The organism is Pseudogulbenkiania sp. AW2-16, assembly GCF_056824575.1.
In genome coordinates, this window is record NZ_CP157668.1 from 1,402,998 (window position 1) to 1,426,388 (window position 23,391).

21 protein-coding genes are annotated in these 23,391 nt (G+C 65.0%); 19 read left to right on the forward strand and 2 right to left on the reverse strand.

Annotation, left to right across the window (positions count from 1 at the left end):
• The first annotated feature begins 24 nt into the window (after window positions 1-24).
• The 18 genes from hisG to ABKF58_RS06800 all read left to right on the forward strand — a co-directional run bounded on the left by hisG (window position 25) and on the right by ABKF58_RS06800 (window position 19,027).
• Window positions 25-666, forward strand: a complete 642-nt coding sequence (gene hisG / locus ABKF58_RS06715) for an ATP phosphoribosyltransferase (protein WP_014088629.1) — start codon at window positions 25-27, stop codon at window positions 664-666.
• Window positions 667-684: 18 nt separating this feature from the next.
• Window positions 685-1,977: a histidinol dehydrogenase gene (gene hisD / locus ABKF58_RS06720; protein ID WP_482583909.1), complete on the forward strand. Its 1,293-nt coding sequence runs from the start codon at window positions 685-687 to the stop codon at window positions 1,975-1,977.
• A 131-nt stretch (window positions 1,978-2,108) separates the two neighbouring features.
• The gene (hisC, locus tag ABKF58_RS06725; protein WP_482583910.1) at window positions 2,109-3,179 is read left to right on the forward strand and encodes a histidinol-phosphate transaminase; all 1,071 of its coding nucleotides are present in this window, start codon (window positions 2,109-2,111) and stop codon (window positions 3,177-3,179) included.
• Between the two features lie 2 nt (window positions 3,180-3,181).
• Window positions 3,182-3,775: an imidazoleglycerol-phosphate dehydratase HisB gene (hisB, locus tag ABKF58_RS06730; protein ID WP_040652113.1), complete on the forward strand. Its 594-nt coding sequence runs from the start codon at window positions 3,182-3,184 to the stop codon at window positions 3,773-3,775.
• Window positions 3,772-4,413 (forward strand): imidazole glycerol phosphate synthase subunit HisH, encoded by a 642-nt coding sequence (gene hisH, locus ABKF58_RS06735; RefSeq protein ID WP_482583911.1) that lies wholly within the window; start codon window positions 3,772-3,774, stop codon window positions 4,411-4,413. Before hisB ends, hisH begins: the two co-directional genes overlap by 4 nt.
• A 24-nt stretch (window positions 4,414-4,437) precedes the next feature.
• On the forward strand, window positions 4,438-5,178 hold the full coding sequence (gene hisA / locus ABKF58_RS06740) for a 1-(5-phosphoribosyl)-5-[(5-phosphoribosylamino)methylideneamino]imidazole-4-carboxamide isomerase (RefSeq protein WP_014088625.1): 741 nt from the start codon (window positions 4,438-4,440) through the stop codon (window positions 5,176-5,178).
• 77 nt (window positions 5,179-5,255) lie between these two features.
• Window positions 5,256-6,023 carry an imidazole glycerol phosphate synthase subunit HisF gene (hisF, locus tag ABKF58_RS06745; protein WP_008952121.1) on the forward strand — a complete coding sequence of 256 codons (768 nt, stop codon included), beginning with the start codon at window positions 5,256-5,258 and terminating at the stop codon, window positions 6,021-6,023.
• A gap of 26 nt (window positions 6,024-6,049) precedes the next feature.
• Window positions 6,050-6,436, forward strand: a complete 387-nt coding sequence (hisI, locus tag ABKF58_RS06750) for a phosphoribosyl-AMP cyclohydrolase (RefSeq protein WP_014088624.1) — start codon at window positions 6,050-6,052, stop codon at window positions 6,434-6,436.
• 114 nt (window positions 6,437-6,550) lie between these two features.
• The gene (locus ABKF58_RS06755; protein WP_008952123.1) at window positions 6,551-6,877 is read left to right on the forward strand and encodes a phosphoribosyl-ATP diphosphatase; all 327 of its coding nucleotides are present in this window, start codon (window positions 6,551-6,553) and stop codon (window positions 6,875-6,877) included.
• A gap of 19 nt (window positions 6,878-6,896) precedes the next feature.
• Window positions 6,897-7,220 (forward strand): histidine triad nucleotide-binding protein, encoded by a 324-nt coding sequence (locus ABKF58_RS06760; protein WP_008952124.1) that lies wholly within the window; start codon window positions 6,897-6,899, stop codon window positions 7,218-7,220.
• Window positions 7,221-7,288: 68 nt separating this feature from the next.
• Window positions 7,289-7,486 carry a Sec-independent protein translocase subunit TatA gene (gene tatA, locus ABKF58_RS06765; protein WP_008952125.1) on the forward strand — a complete coding sequence of 66 codons (198 nt, stop codon included), beginning with the start codon at window positions 7,289-7,291 and terminating at the stop codon, window positions 7,484-7,486.
• Window positions 7,487-7,501: 15 nt separating this feature from the next.
• Entirely contained in the window at window positions 7,502-8,020 is a 519-nt protein-coding gene (gene tatB / locus ABKF58_RS06770; protein ID WP_482583912.1) for a Sec-independent protein translocase protein TatB, read from the forward strand.
• Entirely contained in the window at window positions 8,017-8,745 is a 729-nt protein-coding gene (gene tatC, locus ABKF58_RS06775) for a twin-arginine translocase subunit TatC (RefSeq protein WP_008952127.1), read from the forward strand. The genes tatB and tatC overlap by 4 nt, the downstream gene beginning before the upstream one ends.
• Window positions 8,742-9,092 carry a DUF2069 domain-containing protein gene (locus ABKF58_RS06780; RefSeq protein ID WP_008952128.1) on the forward strand — a complete coding sequence of 117 codons (351 nt, stop codon included), beginning with the start codon at window positions 8,742-8,744 and terminating at the stop codon, window positions 9,090-9,092. The genes tatC and ABKF58_RS06780 overlap by 4 nt, the downstream gene beginning before the upstream one ends.
• 91 nt (window positions 9,093-9,183) lie before the next feature.
• Window positions 9,184-11,343 carry a type I secretion system permease/ATPase gene (locus ABKF58_RS06785; protein WP_008952129.1) on the forward strand — a complete coding sequence of 720 codons (2,160 nt, stop codon included), beginning with the start codon at window positions 9,184-9,186 and terminating at the stop codon, window positions 11,341-11,343.
• 73 nt (window positions 11,344-11,416) lie between these two features.
• Window positions 11,417-12,757: an HlyD family type I secretion periplasmic adaptor subunit gene (locus tag ABKF58_RS06790; RefSeq protein ID WP_482583913.1), complete on the forward strand. Its 1,341-nt coding sequence runs from the start codon at window positions 11,417-11,419 to the stop codon at window positions 12,755-12,757.
• A gap of 4 nt (window positions 12,758-12,761) precedes the next feature.
• Window positions 12,762-13,376 (forward strand): helix-turn-helix transcriptional regulator, encoded by a 615-nt coding sequence (locus ABKF58_RS06795; protein ID WP_482583914.1) that lies wholly within the window; start codon window positions 12,762-12,764, stop codon window positions 13,374-13,376.
• An 89-nt stretch (window positions 13,377-13,465) separates the two neighbouring features.
• A complete protein-coding gene (locus ABKF58_RS06800) occupies window positions 13,466-19,027 on the forward strand; it encodes a retention module-containing protein (protein ID WP_482583915.1) in 5,562 nt (1,853 codons plus the stop codon).
• A 72-nt stretch (window positions 19,028-19,099) separates the two neighbouring features.
• Here ABKF58_RS06800 and ABKF58_RS06805 read toward each other — a convergent pair whose 3' ends face one another.
• Window positions 19,100-21,022, reverse strand: a complete 1,923-nt coding sequence (locus ABKF58_RS06805) for a bifunctional diguanylate cyclase/phosphodiesterase (protein ID WP_482583916.1) — start codon at window positions 21,020-21,022, stop codon at window positions 19,100-19,102.
• Between the two features lie 27 nt (window positions 21,023-21,049).
• Complete coding sequence (locus tag ABKF58_RS06810; RefSeq protein WP_008952136.1) at window positions 21,050-21,772, reverse strand: transglutaminase-like cysteine peptidase; 723 nt, start codon at window positions 21,770-21,772, stop codon at window positions 21,050-21,052.
• 81 nt (window positions 21,773-21,853) lie between these two features.
• On the opposite strand from ABKF58_RS06810, the gene ABKF58_RS06815 reads away from it, so the two are divergent.
• Window positions 21,854-23,353, forward strand: coding sequence for a TolC family outer membrane protein (locus ABKF58_RS06815; RefSeq protein ID WP_482583917.1), 1,500 nt, complete (start codon window positions 21,854-21,856; stop codon window positions 23,351-23,353).
• Window positions 23,354-23,391: the final 38 nt, after the last annotated feature.

A 23,391-nucleotide genomic window follows, 5' to 3' on the forward strand; every position in this document is an offset into this window, starting at 1 on the left:
AATATTGATTGCCTGAGCCTCGCCATGACGCTGACGATTGCCCTGTCCAAGGGCCGCATTTTTGAAGAAACCCTGCCGCTCCTGGCCGCCGCCGGTATCGTTCCGGCCGAAGACCCGGAGTCCTCGCGCAAGCTGATCATCGGCACCAACCATCCGGACGTGCGCCTGGTCATCGTGCGTGCCTCCGATGTGCCGACCTACGTGCAGTACGGCGCCGCCGACCTCGGCATCGCCGGGCGCGACGTGCTGATCGAGCACGGCGGCGCCGGCCTGTACCAGCCGCTCGACCTCAACATCGCCAAGTGCAAGATGATGGTGGCGGTGCAGAACGGCTTCGACTACGACGGTGCCGTCAAGCACGGCGCGCGCCTCAAGGTGGCCACCAAGTACCCCAAGATCGCCCGCGAGCACTTCGCGCAGAAGGGCGTGCACGTCGACATCATCAAGCTGTACGGCTCGATGGAACTGGCGCCGCTGGTCGGCCTGGCCGACGCCATCGTCGATCTGGTGTCCACCGGCGGCACCCTGCGCGCCAACAACCTGCTGGCGGTCGAGCACATCCTCGACATCAGTTCGCGACTGGTGGTGAACCAGGCCGCGCTGAAGCTGAAATACAACACCATCCAGCCGGTGCTGGATGCCTTCGCCTCGGCCGTGCCGGCCTGAGCCAGAAACGGAACCAGCATGCTGCGACTCTCTTCCTCCCAAGCCGATTTTGCCGAGCGCCTGAAGGCGCTGCTGGCGTTTGAAACCGCGCAGGACCCGGCGGTCGATGCCGCCGTGGCCGCCATCTGCGACGACGTCAAGGCGCGCGGCGACGCGGCGCTGGTGGAGTACACCAACCGCTTCGACCGCACCGATGCCGCCTCGATGGCCGGCCTGACGCTGTCGCGCGACGAGCTCGAAGCCGCCTACCACCGTCTTTCGGCCAACGTGCGCGAGGCGCTGGAAGCCGCCGCCGCGCGGGTGCGACGCTACCACGAGAAGCAGTTGATGCAGTCGTGGAGCTACGAGGACGAGGACGGCACGCTGCTGGGCCAGCAAGTTACCGCGCTCGACCGCGTCGGCATCTACGTGCCGGGCGGCAAGGCCGCCTACCCCAGCTCGGTGCTGATGAACGCGCTGCCGGCCAAGGTCGCCGGCGTGGGCGAGATCATCATGGTGGTGCCGACGCCGGGCGGCGAAAGGAACGACCTGGTGCTGGCCGCCGCCTACGTCGCCGGCGTCGACAAGGTGTTCACCGTGGGCGGGGCGCAGGCCGTCGCCGCGCTGGCCTACGGCACCGAGAGCGTGCCGCAGGTCGACAAGATCACCGGCCCCGGCAACGCCTACGTCGCCGCCGCCAAGCGCCGCGTGTTCGGCGTGGTGGGCATCGACATGGTGGCCGGTCCGTCCGAAATCCTGGTGATCTGCGACGGCGAGACCGATCCGGACTGGATCGCCATGGACCTGTTCAGCCAGGCCGAACACGATGAGATCGCCCAGGCCATCCTGCTGTGTCCGTCGGCGGACTACATCGCCCAGGTCGAGGCCAGCATCGCGAAGCTGCTGCCGACCATGCCGCGCCGCGCCATCATCGAGGCCAGCCTCGGCAACCGCGGCGCGCTGATCGAGGTGATGGACCTGGCCGAGGCCTGCGCCATCGCCAACTACATCGCCCCGGAACACCTGGAGTTGTCGGTGGCCGAGCCGGAAACCTGGCTGCCCGGCCTCAAGCACGCCGGCGCCATCTTCATGGGCCGCTTCACCTCCGAGAGCCTGGGCGACTACTGCGCCGGCCCCAACCACGTGCTGCCGACCAGCCGCACCGCGCGCTTCGCCAGCCCGCTCGGGGTGTACGACTTCCAGAAGCGCACCAGCCTGATCCGCGTCTCGCACGCCGGCGCGCAGCAGCTCGGCCAGATCGCCAGCGTGCTGGCCCACGGCGAAGGCCTGACCGCCCACGCCCGCGCCGCCGAATTCCGGCTGGATAAATGAGGCGGGCAAGGCCGTCCCCGAGTAGCCCAATCGGAACGAACGCGGTACGATGACGACTTGTCGCCACCCTGAGCCGGCCCCATGCCGGGCCGCAGCGTCCCGGCCGTGATCGGCCGGTTCGTGGAATCGAGATGAAACTGTCTGCACAACACCTGGTCCGCCCTGAAATCGCCGCGATGGGGGCCTATCATGTCGCCGATGCCTCGGGCCTGATCAAGCTCGACGCCATGGAAAACCCCTACCGCCTGCCGCAACCGCTGCGCGCGGAACTGGGGCAGGCGCTGGCCGACGCGCTGATCAACCGCTATCCCGATCCGCATGGGGGCGGCTTGAAGCAGCAGCTCAAGCACGCCTTCGCCATCCCGGCGGCGGCCGAGGTGCTGCTCGGCAACGGCTCCGATGAAATCATCACGATGGTGGCACAGGCCTTGGCCAAGCCCGGCGCGGTGATGCTGGCCGCCGAGCCGTCGTTCGTCATGTACAAGATGAACGCGCTGTTCTCCCGGCTGGAGTACGTCGGCGTGCCGCTCAAAGCCGACTTTGCCCTCGACCTGCCGGCGATGCTGGCCGCAATCGAACGGCACCAGCCTGCCGTGGTGTTCCTGTCCTACCCCAACAACCCGACCGGCAACCGCTTCCCGCGTGAAGACGTGTTGGCGGTATTGGACGCCGCGCCGGGGCTGGTGGTGGTCGACGAGGCCTACCAGGCCTTCGCCGACGACAGCTTCATGGATCTCGCCGGCCGCGTCGACAACCTGCTGGTGATGCGCACGCTGTCCAAGCTCGGTTTGGCCGGCATCCGCCTCGGCTACGCCGCCGGTTCCCCGGACTGGATCGCCGAACTCGACAAGGTGCGCCCCCCGTACAACGTCAACGTGCTGACCCAGGTGGCCGCCAAGGTGGCGCTCAAGCACATGGACGTGTTCAACGCCCAGGCCAGCGAACTGCGCCGCGAGCGCGCCAGGTTGGCCGAAGCGCTGGCACAGTGGCCAGCCTGCACCGTATTCCCGAGCGAGGCCAATTTCCTCACGGTCCGCGTCCCGGACGCCCTGGCCCTGTTCGACTACCTGCGTCAGCAGGGCATCCTGATCAAGAACCTGCACGGCGCCCATCCCTTGCTCGCGCATTGCCTGCGCTTCACCGTCGGCTCGCCGGACGAGAATTCCGCGGTACTTGCCGCGCTTAACGCCTATTTCGAATGACCATGCGCACCGCTACCGTTACCCGTAATACGCTGGAAACCCAGATCACCGTCAGCCTCAACCTGGACGGCACCGGCCACTCCCATTTCGATACCGGCGTGCCGTTCCTCGACCACATGCTGGACCAGATCGCCCGCCACGGCCTGATCGACATCGAAATCGTCGCCAAGGGCGATCTGCACATCGATGCCCATCACACCGTCGAGGACATCGGCATCACCTTCGGCCAGGCCTTCGCCAAGGCCATCGGCGACAAGAAGGGCATCCGCCGCTACGGCCACGCCTACGTGCCGCTCGACGAGGCGCTCTCGCGCGTGGTGATCGATCTGTCCGGCCGTCCCGGCCTGCAGTACCACATCGACTTCACCCGCGCCGCCATCGGCGGTTTCGACGTCGACCTGTTCTCCGAATTCTTCCACGGCTTCGTCAACCACTCGATGGTGACGCTGCACATCGACAACCTGCGCGGCGTCAACAGCCACCACCAGGCCGAGACCGTGTTCAAGGCCTTTGGCCGGGCGCTCAGGATGGCGGTCGAGTTCGACGAACGCATGGCCGGCGTGACGCCGTCCACCAAGGGGACATTGACCGCATGAAAGTCGCCGTTATCGACTATGGCATGGGCAACCTGCATTCCGTGCTGAAATCCGTCGAGGCCGTCAACGAGGTCGGCGCCGAGGTGTTTCTGACGCGCGATCCCGAGGCCATCGTCAAGGCCGACAAGGTGGTGTTTCCGGGGCAGGGCGCCATGCCCGATTGCATGCGCGAACTGAACAGCTACGGCTTGGCCGAAGCGGTGATCGAAACCACCAAGAGCAAGCCGTTCTTTGGCATCTGCGTTGGCGCCCAGCTGTTGTTCGAGCACAGCGAGGAGGGGAATACCCCCGGTCTCGGGCTGTTTGCCGGCAACGTGGTGCGTTTTGCCGACGGTATGGTCGACGCCAACGGCGATCGCCTCAAGGTGCCGCACATGGGCTGGAACCGGGTGTTCCAAACCCGGTCGCACCCGCTGTTCGCCGGCATCGACGACGGCGAGCGCTTCTACTTCGTGCACAGCTACCATTTTGCCCCGGCCGACCCCGGCCTGACCCTGGCCGAGAGCGAATACCCCGGCCGGTTTTCCTGCATCGTGGGGCGCGACAACGTGTTCGCGACCCAGTTTCACACCGAAAAGAGCCACCGCGCGGGACTTCAGATGATGAAGAACTTCCTCGCCTGGGACGGCAGTGTCTAACTTACCGACAAATCACTCAGCACCATGTTGCTCATACCCGCAATCGACCTCAAGGATGGTCAGTGTGTCCGCCTCAAGCAAGGCGTGATGGAAGATGCCACCGTGTTCTCGGACGACCCGGTCCAGGTGGCCGTGCACTGGCGTGATCAGGGCGCCCGCCGCCTGCATCTGGTGGATCTCAACGGCGCCTTCGCCGGCAAGCCGAAGAACCTGGCGGTGATCCGCGACATTCTCGCCGAGGTAGGCGAGGATTTGCCGGTACAGCTCGGCGGCGGCATCCGTGATCTCGACACCATCGATGCCTATCTCGGCATGGGTCTCAAGTACGTCATCATCGGCACCGCCGCGGTGAAGAACCCTGGCTTCCTGCACGATGCCTGCGATGCCTTCCCCGGACAGGTCATCGTCGGCCTCGACGCCAAGGACGGCATGGTCGCCATCGACGGCTGGGCCAAGATCACCCAGCACAATGTGATCGATCTGGCCAAGCGCTTCGAGGATTACGGCGTGGCCTCGGTGATCTACACCGATATCGGTCGCGACGGCATGCTCAACGGCGTCAACATCGAGGCTACCGTCAAGCTGGCGCAGGCGTTGACCATTCCGGTGATCGCCTCCGGCGGCCTGACCAACCTCGACGACATCAAGCAGCTGTGCGCGGTGGAAGGCGAAGGCATCGAAGGTGCCATCACCGGCCGCGCCATTTACGAAGGCAGCATCGACTTCGCCCAGGCCCAGAACCTGGCCGACGAGTTGAGCGTCTAATTGATTTGCGGGGCACTGCCGCACCAGTCATGTGGCTGGTGACGGGGTGTCCCGTCTTGCCGTGGTAGCACTCGCCCATGCCTTTAGCCAAACGCCTCATTCCCTGCCTCGACGTCACTGCCGGCCGCGTGGTGAAAGGGGTCAACTTCGTCGGACTGCGTGACGCCGGCGACCCGGTGGAAATTGCCCGTCGTTACAACGAACAGGGTGCCGACGAACTGACCTTCCTCGACATCACCGCCAGTTCCGACGATCGCGACATCATCCTGCACGTGATCGAGTCGGTCGCCGAACAGGTGTTCATCCCGCTGACAGTGGGCGGGGGCGTGCGCAAGGTCGAGGACATTCGCCGCCTGCTCAACGCCGGCGCCGACAAGGTCAGCATCAACACCGCCGCCGTGACCAACCCGGAACTGGTGAAAGAGGCCGCAGACAAGTTCGGCAGCCAATGCATCGTGGTCGCCATCGACGCCAAGGCGGTGACGCCTGAGAACGACCGCTGGGAAGTGTTCACCCACGGTGGACGCAACCGCACCGGGCTCGACGCGGTGGAGTGGGCGCAGAAGATGCAGGAGCTGGGCGCCGGCGAGATTCTGCTCACCAGCATGGACCGTGACGGTACCAAGATCGGCTTCAACCTGCCTCTGACCCGCGCCGTGTCCGAGGGCGTGAACATTCCGGTGATCGCCTCGGGCGGTGTCGGCAACCTGCAGCATCTGGTCGACGGCATCAAGCAAGGCAAGGCCGATGCGGTACTGGCCGCCAGCATCTTCCACTTTGGCGAATACACCGTGCGCGAGGCCAAGGAAGCGATGCAGGCCGCCGGTATCGAAGTGCGGCTGTAAGCCAGACCGAAAGAATGGAAGCAAAGATGAACTGGCTTGATGAAGTGAAGTGGGACGAGGACGGCCTGGTGCCGGCCATCGCCCAGGACGCCCGCAGCGGCCGTGTGCTGATGGTGGCGTGGATGAACCGCGAGTCGCTGCAGCTCACCGCCGATACCGGTATCGCCCATTACTGGAGCCGCTCGCGTCAGCGCCTGTGGAAGAAAGGCGAGGAGTCGGGCCATCTGCAAAGCGTCAAGGAACTGCGCCTCGACTGCGACGGCGACGTGGTCACCATGCAGGTGGAGCAGGCCGGCGGCATTGCCTGTCATACCGGCAGGGAAAGCTGCTTCTACCGCCGCTACGAGAATGGCGGCTGGGTGGTGGTGGACGAGGTGCTGAAAGACCCCGACGCCATCTACCACCAGCATTGAACCGGGCTTCCCGGCCGATGTTTGACCTAGGATAACCCTGCTCGACCTTTGTTAACGGCCGGTAACAGAATCGACATATACTTGCCGGATTAACCGCACAGGAACCCCGACACCATGAGCATTGACGTGCTGAAAACGATCGGCGACACGCTGGAAGCCCGGCGCGAAGCCAGTCCGCAGTCCTCCTACGTGGCTTCGCTGTTCCACAAGGGCGAGGATGCCATCCTGAAGAAGGTCGCCGAAGAGGCCGCCGAAACCCTGATGGCGTCGAAGGACAAGGACAAGCTGCACCTGGTGCGCGAAGTGGCCGATCTGTGGTTCCACTCGATGGTGCTGCTCACCTATCATGGCCTGCGTGCCGAGGACGTGCTGATGGAGTTGAAGCGCCGCGAGGGCATTTCCGGCATCGACGAAAAAGCCTCCCGTACCCCGACCGCCTGATATCCAAGGATTTGTGGACATGAGTGACTGCCTTTTCTGCAAGATTGCTGCCGGCGAGATTCCCTGCGACAAGGTATACGAAGACGACGACGTGCTCGCCTTCCACGACATCCGGCCAATCGCCCCGGTGCACTTCCTGATCATTCCGAAGCAGCACGTGGCGTCGCTCTCCGAGTGTGGCCCGGAGCACGAGGCCATGCTGGGCCGCCTGCTGGCGCACGTTCCCAAGCTGGCGCGCGAGCAGGGGCTGGCCGCCGGTTTCAAGACCGGCATCAACACCGGCCGCGCCGGCGGCCAGGAAGTGTTTCACCTGCATATCCATGTGTTCGGCCACAAGGCCTGAGCAACATGACCGCGGCGCCGTCCAGCGCGCGCGGCCTGAACGATCGTATTAAGTAAAGGGAAGTCATCATGGGTTCTTTCAGCATTTGGCACTGGCTCATCGTGTTGGTGGTCGTGGTCCTGATCTTCGGCACCAAGAAGCTGCGTAACGTCGGCGAGGATCTCGGCGGCGCCGTGCGCGGTTTCAAGGAAGGCATGAAGGGCGAGACCGAGAAGGATGACAAACCGGCTGGCCGCGTTATCGACGGCGAGTCCGAGAAGAAGTAAGCGGCGGACTGCGCGGTGTTTGAGATCAGTTTTGGCGAGCTGCTGCTGATTGGCGTGGTGGCGCTGGTCGTCCTGGGGCCGGAAAAGCTGCCGACGGTGGCGCGCACCCTGGGGGCCCTGATCGGCCGGGCGCAGCGCTTCGTCGCCAGCGTCAAGGCCGACATCCACCAGCAGGCCGACCTGACCGGCCTCGCCTCGCTGCAGCAGGAGGTACAGAACGCGGCTGCTTCGTTCCGGCAGAGCATCGAGACCGAGATGAAGGAGGTTGAAGGTGTGATGCAGGAGAATGTCGCGGCCGTGCGTGCAGTCGGTGACGAGGCCACCGCAGTGCTCGATTCCGCCCACTCCTCGATTGCTCCGCACTCTCCCGAGCCGGATGCGGCGCTGGGCGCCGATCTGTTTGCGGCCGCTCGCGAAGGTGACAGCACCGAGCCGGGCGCCGCGCCTGCCGTGGTCCACGATGAAAACCAGCTGGATCTGTTCGACAGTCCTCCGGTGAAACCCGCCACCCCTCCTGCCGAAACGCGCGAATGAACGAACAGCCTCTCCTGGCGCATCTGATCGAACTGCGCACGCGCCTGGTGCGTGCCGCCGCCGGTCTGCTGATTGTGTTTCTGGCCCTGTTTCACTGGTCCGGCGACATTTACCACCTGCTGGCCAAGCCTTTGCTTGACGTGCTGCCCAGCGGCAGCAACATGATCGCCACCGACGTCACTGCGCCGTTCTTCGTGCCGGTCAAGGTGACCATGCTGGTGGCGTTCCTGATCTCGCTGCCCAATACCCTGTATCAGATCTGGGCCTTCGTCGCCCCGGGCCTGTACGCCCACGAGAAAAGGCTGATTCTGCCGCTGGTGGTGTCCAGCGTGGTGCTGTTTTTCACCGGCATGGCCTTTGCCTACTTCCTGGTGTTCCCGGTGGTGTTCGGCTTCATGTCTTCGGTGACCCCGCAAGGGGTGGCGATGATGACCGACATCGACAAGTACCTGTCCTTCGTACTCGGCATGTTCGTCGCCTTCGGCGTCACCTTCGAGGTGCCGATCGTGGTGATCCTCCTGACGCGCATGGGCATCGTGACGGTGGAGAAACTGCGGGCCGGCCGCCCCTACGTCATCGTCGGAGCTTTTGTCGTCGCCGCCGTGGTGACGCCGCCCGACGTGTTGTCGCAGATCATGCTGGCGCTGCCTCTGTGGTTGCTGTACGAGTTCGGCATTATCATGGCCATTTTCTTCGGGCGTCAGCCCAAGCGCGAGACCGCATGAGTGTACGTTTCTTTCATTGGGGGGCGATCGTCAGTCTGATCGCCCTGATCCTGCTGACCCTGGGCTGGGAGCTGTGGCTGGCTCCCTTGCGTCCGGGCGGCTCGCTGCTGGCCTTGAAGGCCGTGGTGCTGCTGGCGCCGCTGATGGGGGTGCTCAAGGGGCGCATCTACACTTACCAGTGGTCGAGCATGTTCATCCTCGCCTTCTTCGCCGAAGGCGTGATGCGGGCCTGGGCCGACGCCGGGCTCTCGCAACAGCTGGCCGGCGTGGAGGTCATGCTGACGGTGTTGTTCTTCGGCTTCGTCATCTTTTTCGTTCGCTCCAGCCAATCCCAAAAAAATACATAATTGTCCTGCCTTACCCTTCTGGAATGTCCTATAACTGACTGAAACAGTAATAACGATTCAGTCAGGTAATGTGGCCAATAGGGGGTAGGAGATGGATAGCGCTTCCATCAAGGACATCGGGATATCCCCGAGGTCCGTGCATGTGGATCCGCTGCTGGAATGCCTGTTCCAGCTGACGCGCATTCATGGCGTGACGACCACGCACGAGGCGTTGGTGGCGGGCATCCCGCTCTCCAACAATCGGCTGACGCCGGCCTTGTTCGGTCGCGCCGCGCGGCGCACCGGCCTCGCCTCGCGCGTGAGCCGGCGCCCGCTCGACACGATAGACCAGCATCTGCTCCCAGCGGTATTGCTGCTCAAGGATGACGATGCCTGCCTGCTGTGGGGCTGGAACGATGACGGCTCTGCCCGTATCAGCCTGGGTGCCTTGAGCGACGGCGAGATGACCATGGCGCGCGAAGAGCTCGATGGGCGGTATCTCGGCTATGCCATCTTCGTTCGTCCCCGTTTCCGCTTCGAACCGCGTGCTCCCGAACTGGGCCGGGTGCGCACGCGCCACTGGTTCTGGCAGGCGCTGCTGGAGTGCCGTCCGCTGTACCGCGATGCCTTGGTGGCGGCCACCTTGCTGAATCTGTTCGCGCTGGCGACGCCGGTGGTGACCATGAACGTCTACGACCGCGTCGTGCCGAACCGGGCCACCGATACCCTGTGGGTGCTCGCGCTCGGCTTGGGGCTGGTGCTGCTGTTCGACTTCCTGCTGCGCATGACGCGCAGCTACCTGATCGATATCGCCGGCAAGCGGGTCGATGTCATGCTGTCTTCCCTGATCTTCGAAAAAGTCGTCGGTCTGCGCTTCGATGCCCGGCCGGCTTCGGTCGGCGCGTTTGCCGCCAATCTGCGCGCCTTCGAGCAGGTGCGCGATTTCATCGCTTCAGCCACCGTGACGGCCTTCGTCGATCTGCCTTTCGTGTTGCTGTTCATGGCGGTGATCGCCTGGATATCCCCGTGGTTCCTGCTGCCCCTGTCTCTGGCGATGGTGCTGATTCTCGGCGCGGCGCTGTTGATTCAGCCGCGCATGCAGTCGCTGACGCAGGACAGCTTCAAGGCGGCGGCGCAGCGCAACGCCTACCTGGTGGAGGCCCTGGTCGGGCTCGAGGCGATCAAGACGCAGTGTGCCGAGGGCGAGCAGCAGCGGCGCTGGGAGGCGGCCACGTTGTTCCTGGCCCAGATCGGTACCCGGCTCAAGGTGCTGTCGTCGCTGGCGAGTCACTTTGCTTCGTTTCAGCAGCAGGTGATCGTGGTCGGCATCCTGATCGTCGGGGTGTACGCCATCATCAATGGGGACGCCAGCCTGGGGGCACTGATCGCGGCGATGATGCTCAGCAGCCGTGCGCTGTCGCCGATGGGGCAGGTGGCTGGGCTCTTGACGCAATACCACAACGCACGCAACGCCCTGACGTCGCTGGAGGGCTTGATGAAGATGCCGGTGGAGCGCGACAGTGACACCCCTTTCTTCCATCGCGTGCAGTTTGTCGGTGAGATCGAGTTCAACAACGTCAGTTTCGTCTACCCGGGCACGCAGCAGGCGGTGCTGAAGGATGTGTCGTTCCGCATCAAGGCTGGCGAGCGGGTGGCCTTGCTGGGCCGGGTGGGTTCGGGCAAGAGCTCGCTGCAGAAGTTGATGATGGGGCTGTACTCGCCGACCGAGGGGGCGGTACGGGTCGATGGCATCGATATCCAGCAGCTCGACCCAGCCGAATTGCGGCGCCACGTCGGCTATGCGGCGCAGGATCCGTTGCTGTTCTATGGCTCGCTGCGGCAGAACATCACCATGGGGTCGAGCTTCGTCCACGATGCCAGCGTGGTTGCCGCCACCGAGATGGTCGGGCTGAGCGATTTCGTCAACCATCATCCGCAAGGCTACGACATGCTGATCGGCGAGCGTGGCGAGTCGCTGTCCGGGGGACAGCGCAAGGCGGTGTGCCTGGCGCGGGCACTGGTCAACGCGCCGCGCATCCTGCTGCTGGATGAGCCGACCAGCAATATGGACAGCGCCAGCGAGACCAAGGTGAAGCAGTCGCTGGCCAAGCTGGCGCAGGGACGGACCATGGTGCTGGTAACGCATCACGCGGGGCTGCTCGATCTGGTCGATCGTCTCATCGTGCTGGATCAGGGGCAGGTGGTGGCGGATGGTCCGAAGCAGCAGGTGCTGGAGGCGCTCAAGGAAGGGCGGCTGGGGAGAGGGCTATGAGCGAGGGTCGCGGTTGGCGTCATTGGCTGCGGGTGCGGCTGTCGGGCGCGGAGGGGGGCTGGGGCCGGCCTGGTTGGAGTGCTGGCTAGACTGGATCAGTGCGCGTGATCTGCGGGAGCGGCAGGATTTTGCCGCCGATGCCGATTGGGCGATTCTGGAGCAGCAGCCGGTGCGGCCGCGCTTCTTTGTCTGGCTGCTGCTGGCGATCGTGTTTGCCGGTTTGGTGTGGGCGTCGTTGGCCCAGGTGGACGAAGTGGCGCGCGGCGAGGGCAAGGTGGTGCCCTCCAGCCAGATTCAGCGCATCCAGAGCCTGGACGGCGGGGTGGTGTCGGAGATCCTGGTGCGCGAGGGGAATCGGGTGCAGAAGAACCAGCTGTTATTGAAGATCGACAGCACCCGTTTCGAATCATCGCTCAACGAGAACCGCGCACAGTATCTGTCACTGTTGGCCAAGGCGGCGCGGCTGCGCGCTATCACCGACGGACGGGCCTTCGTGGTGCCGCCCGAGGTACAACGCGAAGCACCCGACATCGGGGCGCACGAGCTGGAGCTGTACGGCTCGAAACGGCGCGAGCTCGAGGCCAACGTGTCGATCGCCCGCGAGCAGCTGGCGCAGCGCAACCAGGAGCTGGTGGAAGTGCGGGCGCGGCGGGAACAGGCCGAGCAGGGGCTCGGCTACACCACCAAGGAGCTGCAGGTGACCCGCCCGCTCAAGGACAGCGGGGCCGTGTCCGATGTCGACCTGCTGCGGCTGGAACGTGATGTCAGTCGCTTCCGCGGTGAGCGCGACATGGCGGCGGCGCAGATTCCCAAGATCCAGGCGGCCATCGCCGAAGCGCAGCGCAAGATCGAGGAGGTGGAGCTGTCGTTCCGCAACCAGGCCAGCGCCGAGTTGTCCGAGACCCTGGGGAAGCTGAGCAGCCTGACCGAAACCCGGGTGGCGCTGAACGACCGGGTGAAGCTGGCCGAGTTGCGCTCTCCGGTCAACGGCACGGTGAAACAGCTGCTGGTGAACACCATCGGTGGCGTGGTGCAGCCGGGCAAGGACATCGTCGAAATCGTGCCGACGGAAGACACGCTGTTGCTGGAGGCTCGCATCCTGCCGCGTGACATCGCCTTCCTGCACCCGGGGCAGAAAGCCTTCGTCCGCTTCACGGCCTATGATTTCGCGATCTACGGAGGGCTCGACGCCACGCTGGAGCAGATCGGCGCCGATACCGTCACCGACGACAAGGGCAACGCCTTCTATCTGGTGCGGGTGCGGACGCGCAAGTCTTATTTGGGGAGTGTGTCGCGCCCGATCATTCCGGGCATGGTGGCCGAGGTGGACATCATGACCGGCAAGAAGAGCATCCTGTCCTATCTGCTCAAACCGGTGCTGCGTGCCCATAGCTATGCCATGACCGAGAGGTAAGGCCGTGACGATCCTGCTCGCGACCTCGAGTCTGTATTTGTGCCAACGCTGGACGGAGGCACTGGCCGACGACGACCCGGTGATAGTGGACGATAGCGACCACCTGGGCCGGCAACTGGTCGGAGAGGCGCCGACCGTTCCCCTGTTGCTGGACCTGGCATGGCCGCATGCACCGCGTAGCGATGCGGACTGGCAAGCGCTCGCCCGGCGATGCCGGCCGTTGGTGCTGGCCGATGCCCCGCAGGAGCAACAGGGCCTGCACCTGTTCGGACTTGGCGTGCGCGGCTACGGGCATACGCTGTCGCCGGCGGTCATGCTGCGGCTGATGGTCGATACCGTCCTCAATGACGGGGTGTGGGTCGGCGCGGCGCTGATGGCGCAGATGATCGGCACCCTGTCCCGTGTCATCCCGGAGAAGCCGACGGTGGATGGCTGGCGCGATGCGCTCAGCGTGCGGGAGCAGGAGGTCGTGGAGCAACTGCTGACCGGTGCCAGCAACAAGCTCATCGCCCGAGAAATGGGCATCAGTGAGCGCACCGTCAAGGCGCACCTGAGCGCGGTGTTTGAAAAGCTCGATGTTTCCGACCGTTTGCAATTGCTGCTGAAGGTGCGAAGTTAGTCGGGTGATTGCCCTTCAGTACAATAAGAACTTGTTGATCGGCCTCCTATGCTTACGGTATCCATTCATCGAGTATAGGGAGAAGCACCATGGCCATCACGACGCATGTTTCCAGCGAAATCGCCGTGTCGGGCGAAGCCAAGGTCGATAGTGTCCACGGCTCCGTCAGAGTCATCAATGGCCAGGGTGAAGTACGCCTGCTCAAGGCGGGTGACATCGTCCATGTTGGTGAGCGGATCGTGGCGGATGCCGATGGTTCCGCCGTTCTGCTCACGGCCAGCGGCGACTCTCTGGTCATCGAAGGAGGGCGGCTGGTCGGCCTGGACGAGTCCATCCTCAATCCCCAAGCCGTTCCCGATACCCATGAAGCGGCGCTGCAGGCGCCGTCGGTGGATCAGCAGGCCGCCGCGGATACCAATGCCATTCTGCAGGCGCTCGAGTCTGGCCAGGACCCCTTCGCGGCCTTGGCGCCAGCCGCAGCCGGCTTGAGCGGGGCCGGTGGCGAGGATGGCGGGCTCACCTTCATCCGCCTGGCACGCATCACCGAGGGGCTGACCGATATCGGACTGGTGGGTAGTTTCGATATCGCGAACGTACAGCAGAACGATCTGGGCGGCACCTTGCCGGCCCTCTCGGTGAACAATGGTGTCACCATCAGCGACCTGACCCCGGCGGCGCAGGGTGGCGAGGGTACGGTGTTTGAGGCCGGTCTGGCGGGCGGCAGCACGCCGGGGGCTGCGACCAGCTTCACGGGCACCTTCGCAGTGACCGCCCTCGATGGACTCAACACCATTACGGTGGGCGGGGTCACGATCGTCTCGGGTAACGCGCTGACGGCGAACACCACCATCACCACGGCGCTGGGGAGCACCATCACCATCACCGGGTTCGACCCGGCCACCGGGGTGGTGAGCTACACCTACACGCTGAACACGGCGGAAACGCACGCCAGCGGCGACGGCAACAATGGCCTGCTCGACAACGTGGCGGTCACCGCCACCGATGTGGATGGCAGCAACTCGACCAGCACGCTGAGCGTGAACATCGTCGACGACGTGCCGACGGCCCATCCGGACACGGCGAGCGTGACCGAAGACGGCACGCTGACGGCCAGCGCCAACGTGCTGACCAACGACACGCTGGGCGCCGACAGCCCGGCCACGGTGACCAGCGTGAACGGCGCTTCGGCCAACGTGGGCGTGGCGATTGCCGGGCTGTACGGCACGCTGACACTGCACGCCGACGGCAGCTACACCTACACCCTGAACAACAGCAACGCCACGGTGCAGGGGTTGAGCGCCGGCGAGCACCTCACCGACAGCTTCAGCTACGGCATGCAGGACGCCGACGGCGACTCGTCGGCCAGCACGCTCACCATCACCATCAACGGCACCGACGACGGCGTCACCATCAGCGACCTGACGCCGGCGGCGCAGGGCGGCGAAGGCACGGTCTACGAAGCGGCGCTGAGCATCGGCAGCGACCCGAGCGCGACCACCGAAAGCATGAGCGGCACCTTCAAGGTGACGGCGGCCGACGGCCTGGACGAAATCGTCATCGGCGGGGTGAAGGTGGTCGACAACAACGCGCTGACGGCGAACACCACCATCACCACGGCGCTGGGGAGCACCATCACCATCACCGGGTTCGATCCGGCCACCGGGGTGGTGAGCTACACCTACACGCTGAACACGGCGGAAACGCACGCCAGCGGCGACGGCAACAACAGCCTGTTCGACAACGTGGCGGTCACGGCGACGGACAAGGACGGCAGCAGCACCAACGGCACGCTGAGTGTGAACATCGTCGACGACGTGCCGACGGCCCATCCGGACACGGCGAGCGTGACCGAAGACGGCACGCTGACGGCCAGCGCCAACGTGCTGACCAACGACACGCTGGGCGCCGACAGCCCGGCCACGGTGACCAGCGTGAACGGCGCTTCGGCCAACGTGGGCGTGGCGATTGCCGGGCTGTACGGCACGCTGACACTGCACGCCGACGGCAGCTACACCTACACCCTGAACAACAGCAACGCCACGGTGCAGGGGTTGAGTGCCGGCGAGCACCTCACCGACAGCTTCAGCTACGGCATGCAGGACGCCGACGGCGACTCGTCGGCCAGCACGCTCACCATCACCATCAACGGCACCGACGACGGCGTCACCATCAGCGACCTGACGCCGGCGGCGCAGGGCGGCGAAGGCACGGTCTACGAAGCGGCGCTGAGCATCGGCAGCGACCCGAGCGCGACCACCGAAAGCATGAGCGGCACCTTCAAGGTGACGGCGGCCGACGGCCTGGACGAAATCGTCATCGGCGGGGTGAAGGTGGTCGACAACAACGCGCTGACGGCGAACACCACCATCACCACGGCGCTGGGGAGCACCATCACCATCACCGGGTTCGATCCGGCCACCGGGGTGGTGAGCTACACCTACACGCTGAACACGGCGGAAACGCACGCCAGCGGCGACGGCAACAACAGCCTGTTCGACAACGTGGCGGTCACCGCCACCGATGTGGACGGCAGCAGCACCAACGGCACGCTGAGCGTGAACATCGTCGACGACGTGCCGACGGCGCATCCGGACACGGCGAGCGTGACCGAAGACGGCACGCTAACGGCCAGCGCCAACGTGCTGACCAACGACACGCTGGGCGCCGACAGCCCGGCCACGGTGACCAGCGTGAACGGCGCTTCGGCCAACGTGGGCGTGGCGATTGCCGGGCTGTACGGCACGCTGACACTGAACGCCGACGGCAGCTACACCTACACCCTGAACAACAGCAACGCCACGGTGCAGGGGTTGAGTGCCGGCGAGCACCTCACCGACAGCTTCAGCTACGGCATGCAGGACGCCGACGGCGACCCGTCGGCCAGCACGCTCACCATCACCATCAACGGCACCGACGACGGCGTCACCATCAGCGACCTGACGCCGGCGGCGCAGGGCGGCGAAGGCACGGTCTACGAAGCGGCGCTGAGCATCGGCAGCGACCCGAGCGCGACCACCGAAAGCGTGAGCGGCACCTTCAAGGTGACGGCGGCCGACGGCCTGGACGAAATCGTCATCGGCGGGGTGAAGGTGGTCGACAACAACGCGCTGACGGCGAACACCACCATCACCACGGCGCTGGGGAGCACCATCACCATCACCGGGTTCGACCCGGCCACCGGGGTGGTGAGCTACACCTACACGCTGAACACGGCGGAAACGCACGCCAGCGGCGACGGCAACAACAGCCTGTTCGACAACGTGGCGGTCACCGCCACCGATGTGGACGGCAGCAGCACCAACGGCACGCTGAGCGTGAACATCGTCGACGACGTGCCGACGGCGCATCCGGACACGGCGAGCGTGACCGAAGACGGCACGCTAACGGCCAGCGCCAACGTGCTGACCAACGACACGCTGGGCGCCGACAGCCCGGCCACGGTGACCAGCGTGAACGGCGCTTCGGCCAACGTGGGCGTGGCGATTGCCGGGCTGTACGGCACGCTGACACTGAACGCCGACGGCAGCTACACCTACACCCTGAACAACAGCAACGCCACGGTGCAGGGGTTGAGTGCCGGCGAGCACCTCACCGACAGCTTCAGCTACGGCATGCAGGACGCCGACGGCGACCCGTCGGCCAGCACGCTCACCATCACCATCAACGGCACCGACGACGGCGTCACCATCAGCGACCTGACGCCGGCGGCGCAGGGCGGCGAAGGCACGGTCTACGAAGCGGCGCTGAGCATCGGCAGCGACCCGAGCGCGACCACCGAAAGCGTGAGCGGCACCTTCAAGGTGACGGCGGCCGACGGCCTGGACGAAATCGTCATCGGCGGGGTGAAGGTGGTCGACAACAACGCGCTGACGGCGAACACCACCATCACCACGGCGCTGGGCAGCACCATCACCATCACCGGGTTCGACCCGGCCACCGGGGTGGTGAGCTACACCTACACGCTGAACACGGCGGAAACGCACGCCAGCGGCGACGGCAACAATACCCTGCTGGACAACACCAGTGTGGTGGTACGGGACGTCGACGGCAGCAGCGCGACCGACACCCTCAGCATCACCATCGTCGACGACGTGCCGTCCGTTTTCACCCCGGACACCGCCCATATGGTCGACCAGACCGCTACCAGCCATAGCGTCACCGATGAGCTGAATTTTGCCGGCCACACCGGTGCCGACGGTCTGGGCAACGTGGTGTTCAATATCACCGAGGGCATGGCGGCGCTGGATGCGCACGGCAATCAGTTGCGGCTGGACGGGGCGGATCTGTTCCTCTTCTATGGGGCCGACCAGACCATCCTGGTGGCCAAGACGGCGACGGGCGATATCGGCTTTACCGTCGATATCGATCCGCTCACCGACAGCTACTCCCTGACCACCTTCGGTATCCTGTCGAGCGGCCCGGCGGCGGTGGAAGTCACCAGCCTGTCCAGCGTCGGCGGCGGCAACGTCACGATCAAGGGGTTGCTGGATGTCGGCGGGACGACGCAGGACGTGATCCTGTCGTCGACCTCGGGCACGGTCAATACCGACCAGGATGACATCGGGGTCGGCGGCGGCCAGAGCCTCAGCAGCACCGACAATGTGCGGCTGGATTTCGTCAACGGGCTGGTTGTCGACAAGAACGGCTATAGCTACACCGACCACAATACGGTGTCCGGCTTCGAGCAGTTGGTGTACATCACCGGCAGCGCATCGGCGACCGCCAACCTGACGCTGACGGCGATCGTGGCCGATAACGACCAGACGTACGGCACGACGGACAGCGGGGAAAGCCAGCTTGATCTCAGCGTGTCCAACATCACGATCTACGACGCCAACCACAACGTCGTGGCCAACGGCACGCAGGGGCTGACCATCACCGATATCGGCAATAGCGTCCTGATCACCGGCATGCACGATGGCTGGAGCTACCAGATCACCTCCACCGATACCTTCAGCGCGGTGAACGTGGCCGGCGCCACCGACACCCACACCTTCTCGCTGGGCGCCTTCTCCTACTCCGAAACGGTGCCGTCACAGCCGATCGACCTGTCGTTCGGGATTACCGCGAGCGATGGCGACGGCGACACCGTGGCGAGCCAGATCGACGCCACGCTCTATCCGTCCGACGTCAGTCTGCTTGGAGATGGTAGCGCCAACACCCTGACGGCCACGTCGAGCCATCCCTACGTCTTCGGCTACGGTGGCGACGATACCCTGGACGGCTCGATCGGCCATGCGGTGCTGGTGGGGGGCGATGGCAACGATCTGTTGATCTACGGTATCGGCGATACCATCGATGGCGGCCAGGGGGTGGATACCGTGCGCTTCGACACCGCCGGGCTGGTGGACCTGACCGGCGCCAAGCTGAGCGATGTCGAACAGTTGCAGATGAACGGGGCGGCAACCAATACCACACTGCAGCTGCGGCCGGAGGATGTGCTCAACTTCACCAACAACGCCGATCACACGCTGTTTGTGCGTGGCCAGAGCGGTGATGCGGTGAACATCGACGTTGTCGACCCGGCCACGGCCCCGGCGGGAACGACGGTCAACATCGGTGGGGTGGATTATGTCCAGTTCCACCTCGATGTCAGCGGCTCGACGGTGACGATCAACGTCGAAAACACCGTGCAAACCCACTTCATCTGAGACGATTCAGCCTCATCGTCACGGGCCTCCCTGCGGAGGCCCGTTTTCTTTGCCGGGAGGACGACTGGCGGCTCAGGCCGCGCTCACCCCCGGCCCGGTGATGCCGTCCACGCCGGCGCGCAGCAACTGGCTGCCCTCCGCCGAGGTCGTCACGCCCTTGGCGTACACCTCGAGGTCGAGCATGCGTGCCACCTGCAGCAGGTTGGACAGCAGCAGTTGCGCTCCGGGGTCGCTCTCGGCACCGCGGATCAGCGCGCCGTCGATCACCAGGTAGTCGAGTGACACCTCGTGCAAGCGGGCCAGCAGGTTGAAGTGCTCGCCGGTCATCTCCAGCCCGATGCGCACGCCCAGCGGCCGAATCGAGCGGCAGAAGCCCTGGAACGCGGGCCAGCGTTCGGCCAGGCCGGGCTCCAGCCATTCCAGCGCCAGCTTGCCCTGGGGCAGGCTGGCCTGCAGCCGGTCACGTACCGTCTCGGTGAAGGCGTAGGGGACATCCAGCGAGGGCGCGCTCAGGTTGACGGCGATGACACGCTGCCCGGCCAGCGAGAGCAGGGCTTGCTCGATGGCTTCCTGATCCAGCGCCGGGCTCAGGCCGAGACGGGCGGCGTGGGCGGTGAGGGTGCCGGCACGCAGCGTGCTGGCCCCGTGCTGTGGCAGCGTGATCATGCCTTCCTGATGGATCACGGCGCCCTCGCCATTCACCACCGGGTAGAAGGCGAGGCGGAAGGCATGACCGGCCAGCGCTTCGCGCAGCCGCTTGTTCCAGTCGAAATCGCTGCTCGGCAGCGTGCCGCCATCCGGGTCGTAGCGGCACCAGCTCTTGCCGCTTTGTTGTTCCGCCAGGGTCACGGCCTCGTTGGCGCGCAGCAGGATCGCCGGCAAGGTGTCGTGCTGCGCATAGCGGGTGAGGCCGAGCGCGGCGCGCCAGCCGGCGGCGGCGGGGTCGCTGGCCTCTTGCCAGCGCTCCCCCAGCTCGGTGGCCAGTCGTTCCGCCGCTTGTGGTTCGGCTCCCGGCATCAGCAACACGAACTCGGCGCCGCGCAGGCGGGCGGCCTGCCAGCCGTTCTGGCCGCTGGCAGACCGCTGTAGCTCCGATGCCACGTGCTTGAGCCGGCGGTTGACCGCGTCGCCGCCGAGCCGCTTGTTGGCTTCGGCCAGGTCGGGCAGCCGCACCAGCATCAGTTCGCCTTCGGCGGCGGCCTGGGGGTCGGCCAGTTCACCGATCATGCGCTCTTCGAAGCGCGAACGGTTGGCCAGGCCGGTCAGCGGGTCGGACAGGGTGGCGGCACGCAGCTGGTCGATATGGCGTGCAGCCTCGTCCAGCATCGACTTGATGCGTCCGGAGAGCGTATTCATGGCGCGCGCCACGGCCGACAGCTCGGGGGTGCCGGGCTCCGCCATGGTGACGAAGCGGCGCTCGCTGATCGCCTCGGCCTGCTGGACCACCTGGTGGAGCTGGCGGCGAATGTAGCGGATGCCCACGGTGGCCAGCGCGCCGGTCAGCAGCGCCGCCAGCGACAGCCAGGCCAGCATGCGCAGCGAACCCTGCCACAACGCGATCCAGGCGTAGCTGGTTTGCGCCTCGACGGTGATGGTGCCGGCCTGCAGCCAGCCCTTGGAGAGGTTGGCCGAAGCCGGGCGGGGGTTGAGCGGCAGCAGTTGCTGGAACCAGCGGGGCACCTGTTCCTCCAGCTGCTGGTTGACCCGTTCCAGGCGGGTCTTGCCGTCGACCCCGGTCCAGCGGATGAGGCGGTAGTGGGCGTTGTCGAAGGTGGCGTTGATCAGCGTTTCGCTCATCGCCGGGTCGGCCTGGTACTGGTTGATCGACAACGCCAAGGCATTGGCGCCGCTGACACTCTGGGCGTACAGCTGCTGCGACAGGTAGTCGCGCGCGGTGAGCAGGCTGACCGTGAGGCTGGCGAGGACGGTGGTGAACAGCGTCATCGCCACCAGCAGCCAGACCTGTTCGATCAGCGTCATGTGGGCTCGTTTCATCGTCCTCCCTCCGGTCTCGCCGCCATGTCAAAAACCTTCCGCCCGCATCCGTTCCTGCAGGTTCATCCAGCGCGTCAGACGCTGCACGTTGCCGGCCGGGCGAGCGTTGTTGCCGGGCATCCAGACGCCATCATTGTTGAAACTGAAGACCGGCACCAGGTCGGGGCGCTGCGAGGCGGGCTTGATGTCGGTAATCAGGTTATCCAGCACCAGCGGCTCCCCCTCCGGGGTGGGGTAGTAGGCCAGCACCATGTGCGCCTGGCTGAGGGTGCTGCCGGGTCCGCCCAGCAAGGCGCGCACGTAGGTCAGCCGGAACTTGGCGGCGGGGATGCCCAGCAGGGTCAGCGTCATGTACTTGGCGATGACGAAATCCTCGCAGTCGCCGGCCCCCTTGCCCAGGGTCTCGATCGGCGTGGCCCAGTAGTCGTCCTGATGCCAGACGATTGTGTCGTCGCGGAACAGGATGCGGCGATTAAAAAAACCGTTGACCTCAATTACCTTGGCATTTTCAGTACGATTTCCTAAAACAGAGATAAGCGATCGCCATGCTTCGTAGTTCTCGATTCCACGTGGGCCAAATTTCTGGATGGCCTGGAATTGCCGGGAAAAATCCAGTGCAGCGTCACTTTTCGGCGTTGCGCAAGCCGAGACCAGACTGATGATTGCCCAGATCAGCAGGGTCGACCGCGCTCTCCATGTTCGAGGACCTGGCTGGGCGTTGCGGCGGTGTCGGCTATGACAAAGTGCCATTTGGCGTTGTCCTGGTTGCAATGGGCATGTGGCGTAGACGAGCTTGCAGCACTTAACTGATCTTCATAATAGGACGTAGCCATGAAACTGCGAAAAATATGCCTTGCGTTGCTCGGCCTGGGCTTTGCTAGTGGAGCATTGTGTGCCGAAGTGACCGATTTAAGAAGCGCCGTAGAGAATACCGTGGTGAACAATCCTGAGGTCCAGGTGAAGTGGCGCACTTTCCGCCAGTCTACCGAGGAAATCGGCATCGGCCGTTCCGAGTTCTTCCCGATCGTCGACGTGAACTACAAGTACGCCCATGAAGACCACAACGAGCCGCCGCTGTCGGGGGGCAACCAGGATTTTGACCGTTACGGCTGGTCGGCGGCGCTGCAGCAGAACCTGTTCAAGGGCTTCTCCACCGTGAACCTGGTGCGCCAGCTCGACCATACCCGGCGTGCCAGCTATTTCGACTTCCTCTCCGAGTCGGAGAACCAGGCACTGGAAGCGACGCGCGCCTACCTCGATGTGCTGCGCTACCGCCAGTTGCTCGAGCTGGCCCAGTACAACTACGCCGTGCACAAGGGGATTCACCAGCAGCTGATGCAGAAGGTCGCGGCCGGGGTGGGGCGGCGCGTCGACCTGGAACAGGCTACCGGTCGTCTGGCGCTGGCAGAATCGAACCTCATCACCGAAGAAGCCAACCTGCACGACGTGACGGTACGTTTCACCCGCATCGTTGGCATGCCGCCGCCGATGAGTCTGAGCAAGCCGGCGCCGTTCACGATCGCGAAGCAGGAACCGAGCGACATGTTCAAGCAGGCCTTCCAGCGCAACCCGCAATACCTCTCCGCCGTGGAGAGCGTGCGTGCCGCCACGGCCGAGGTGGACGTGCGCAAGGGCGCCTTCTCGCCTACCGCCGACCTGCGCGCCCAGTATGAACGCACCAACAATCTGGATGGCGTGGGGGGCGTGCACAAGATCGGCGTGATCGAGGTGGTGCTCAACATGAACCTGTTCCGTGGCGGTGCCGATCGCGCCCGTCTGCGGGCCTCCGCCGAGCGCCGCGAGGCAACCCGCGACCTGCAGCTGAAGGCCTGTCGCGACATCCACCAGACGGTCCAGATCGCCTACAACGACATCCGTCGCATCGGCGAGCAGATCGACCCACTGCGCCTGCATTCGCTCTCCACCGAGAAAGCGCGCGACGCCTACCGCAGCCAGTTCGAGATCGGCCAGCGTACCCTGCTCGACCTGTTGGACAGCGAGAACGAGCTGTACGACGCCAAGCGCGCCGTGGTCAATGCCGAGAGCGACCTGCTGTTGGCGCAAGCGCGGCAACTGGCCAGCTCCGGCCTGCTGCTGGAAACGCTGGAGGTCAAGCCGAAGGAATCGCTCACGTTCGACGGAAGCCCGTCCGACGAGTGGCAGGCCTGCGATACCTCGCTGGTGCCGAGTGCGACCATCGACAAGAATGCCATCCAGCCGGTGACGCTGGGGGCCTCCACCACGATGGATGCACCGCCGGCCATCGTGCCCGAAGCCACCAAACCGCAGAAAGCGCCCGCCAAGAAAAGCACGACCAAGAAGAGCGGCTGATTTCCTCCTGCTGTTTTCTCTGGACACCCCCGTGTTGC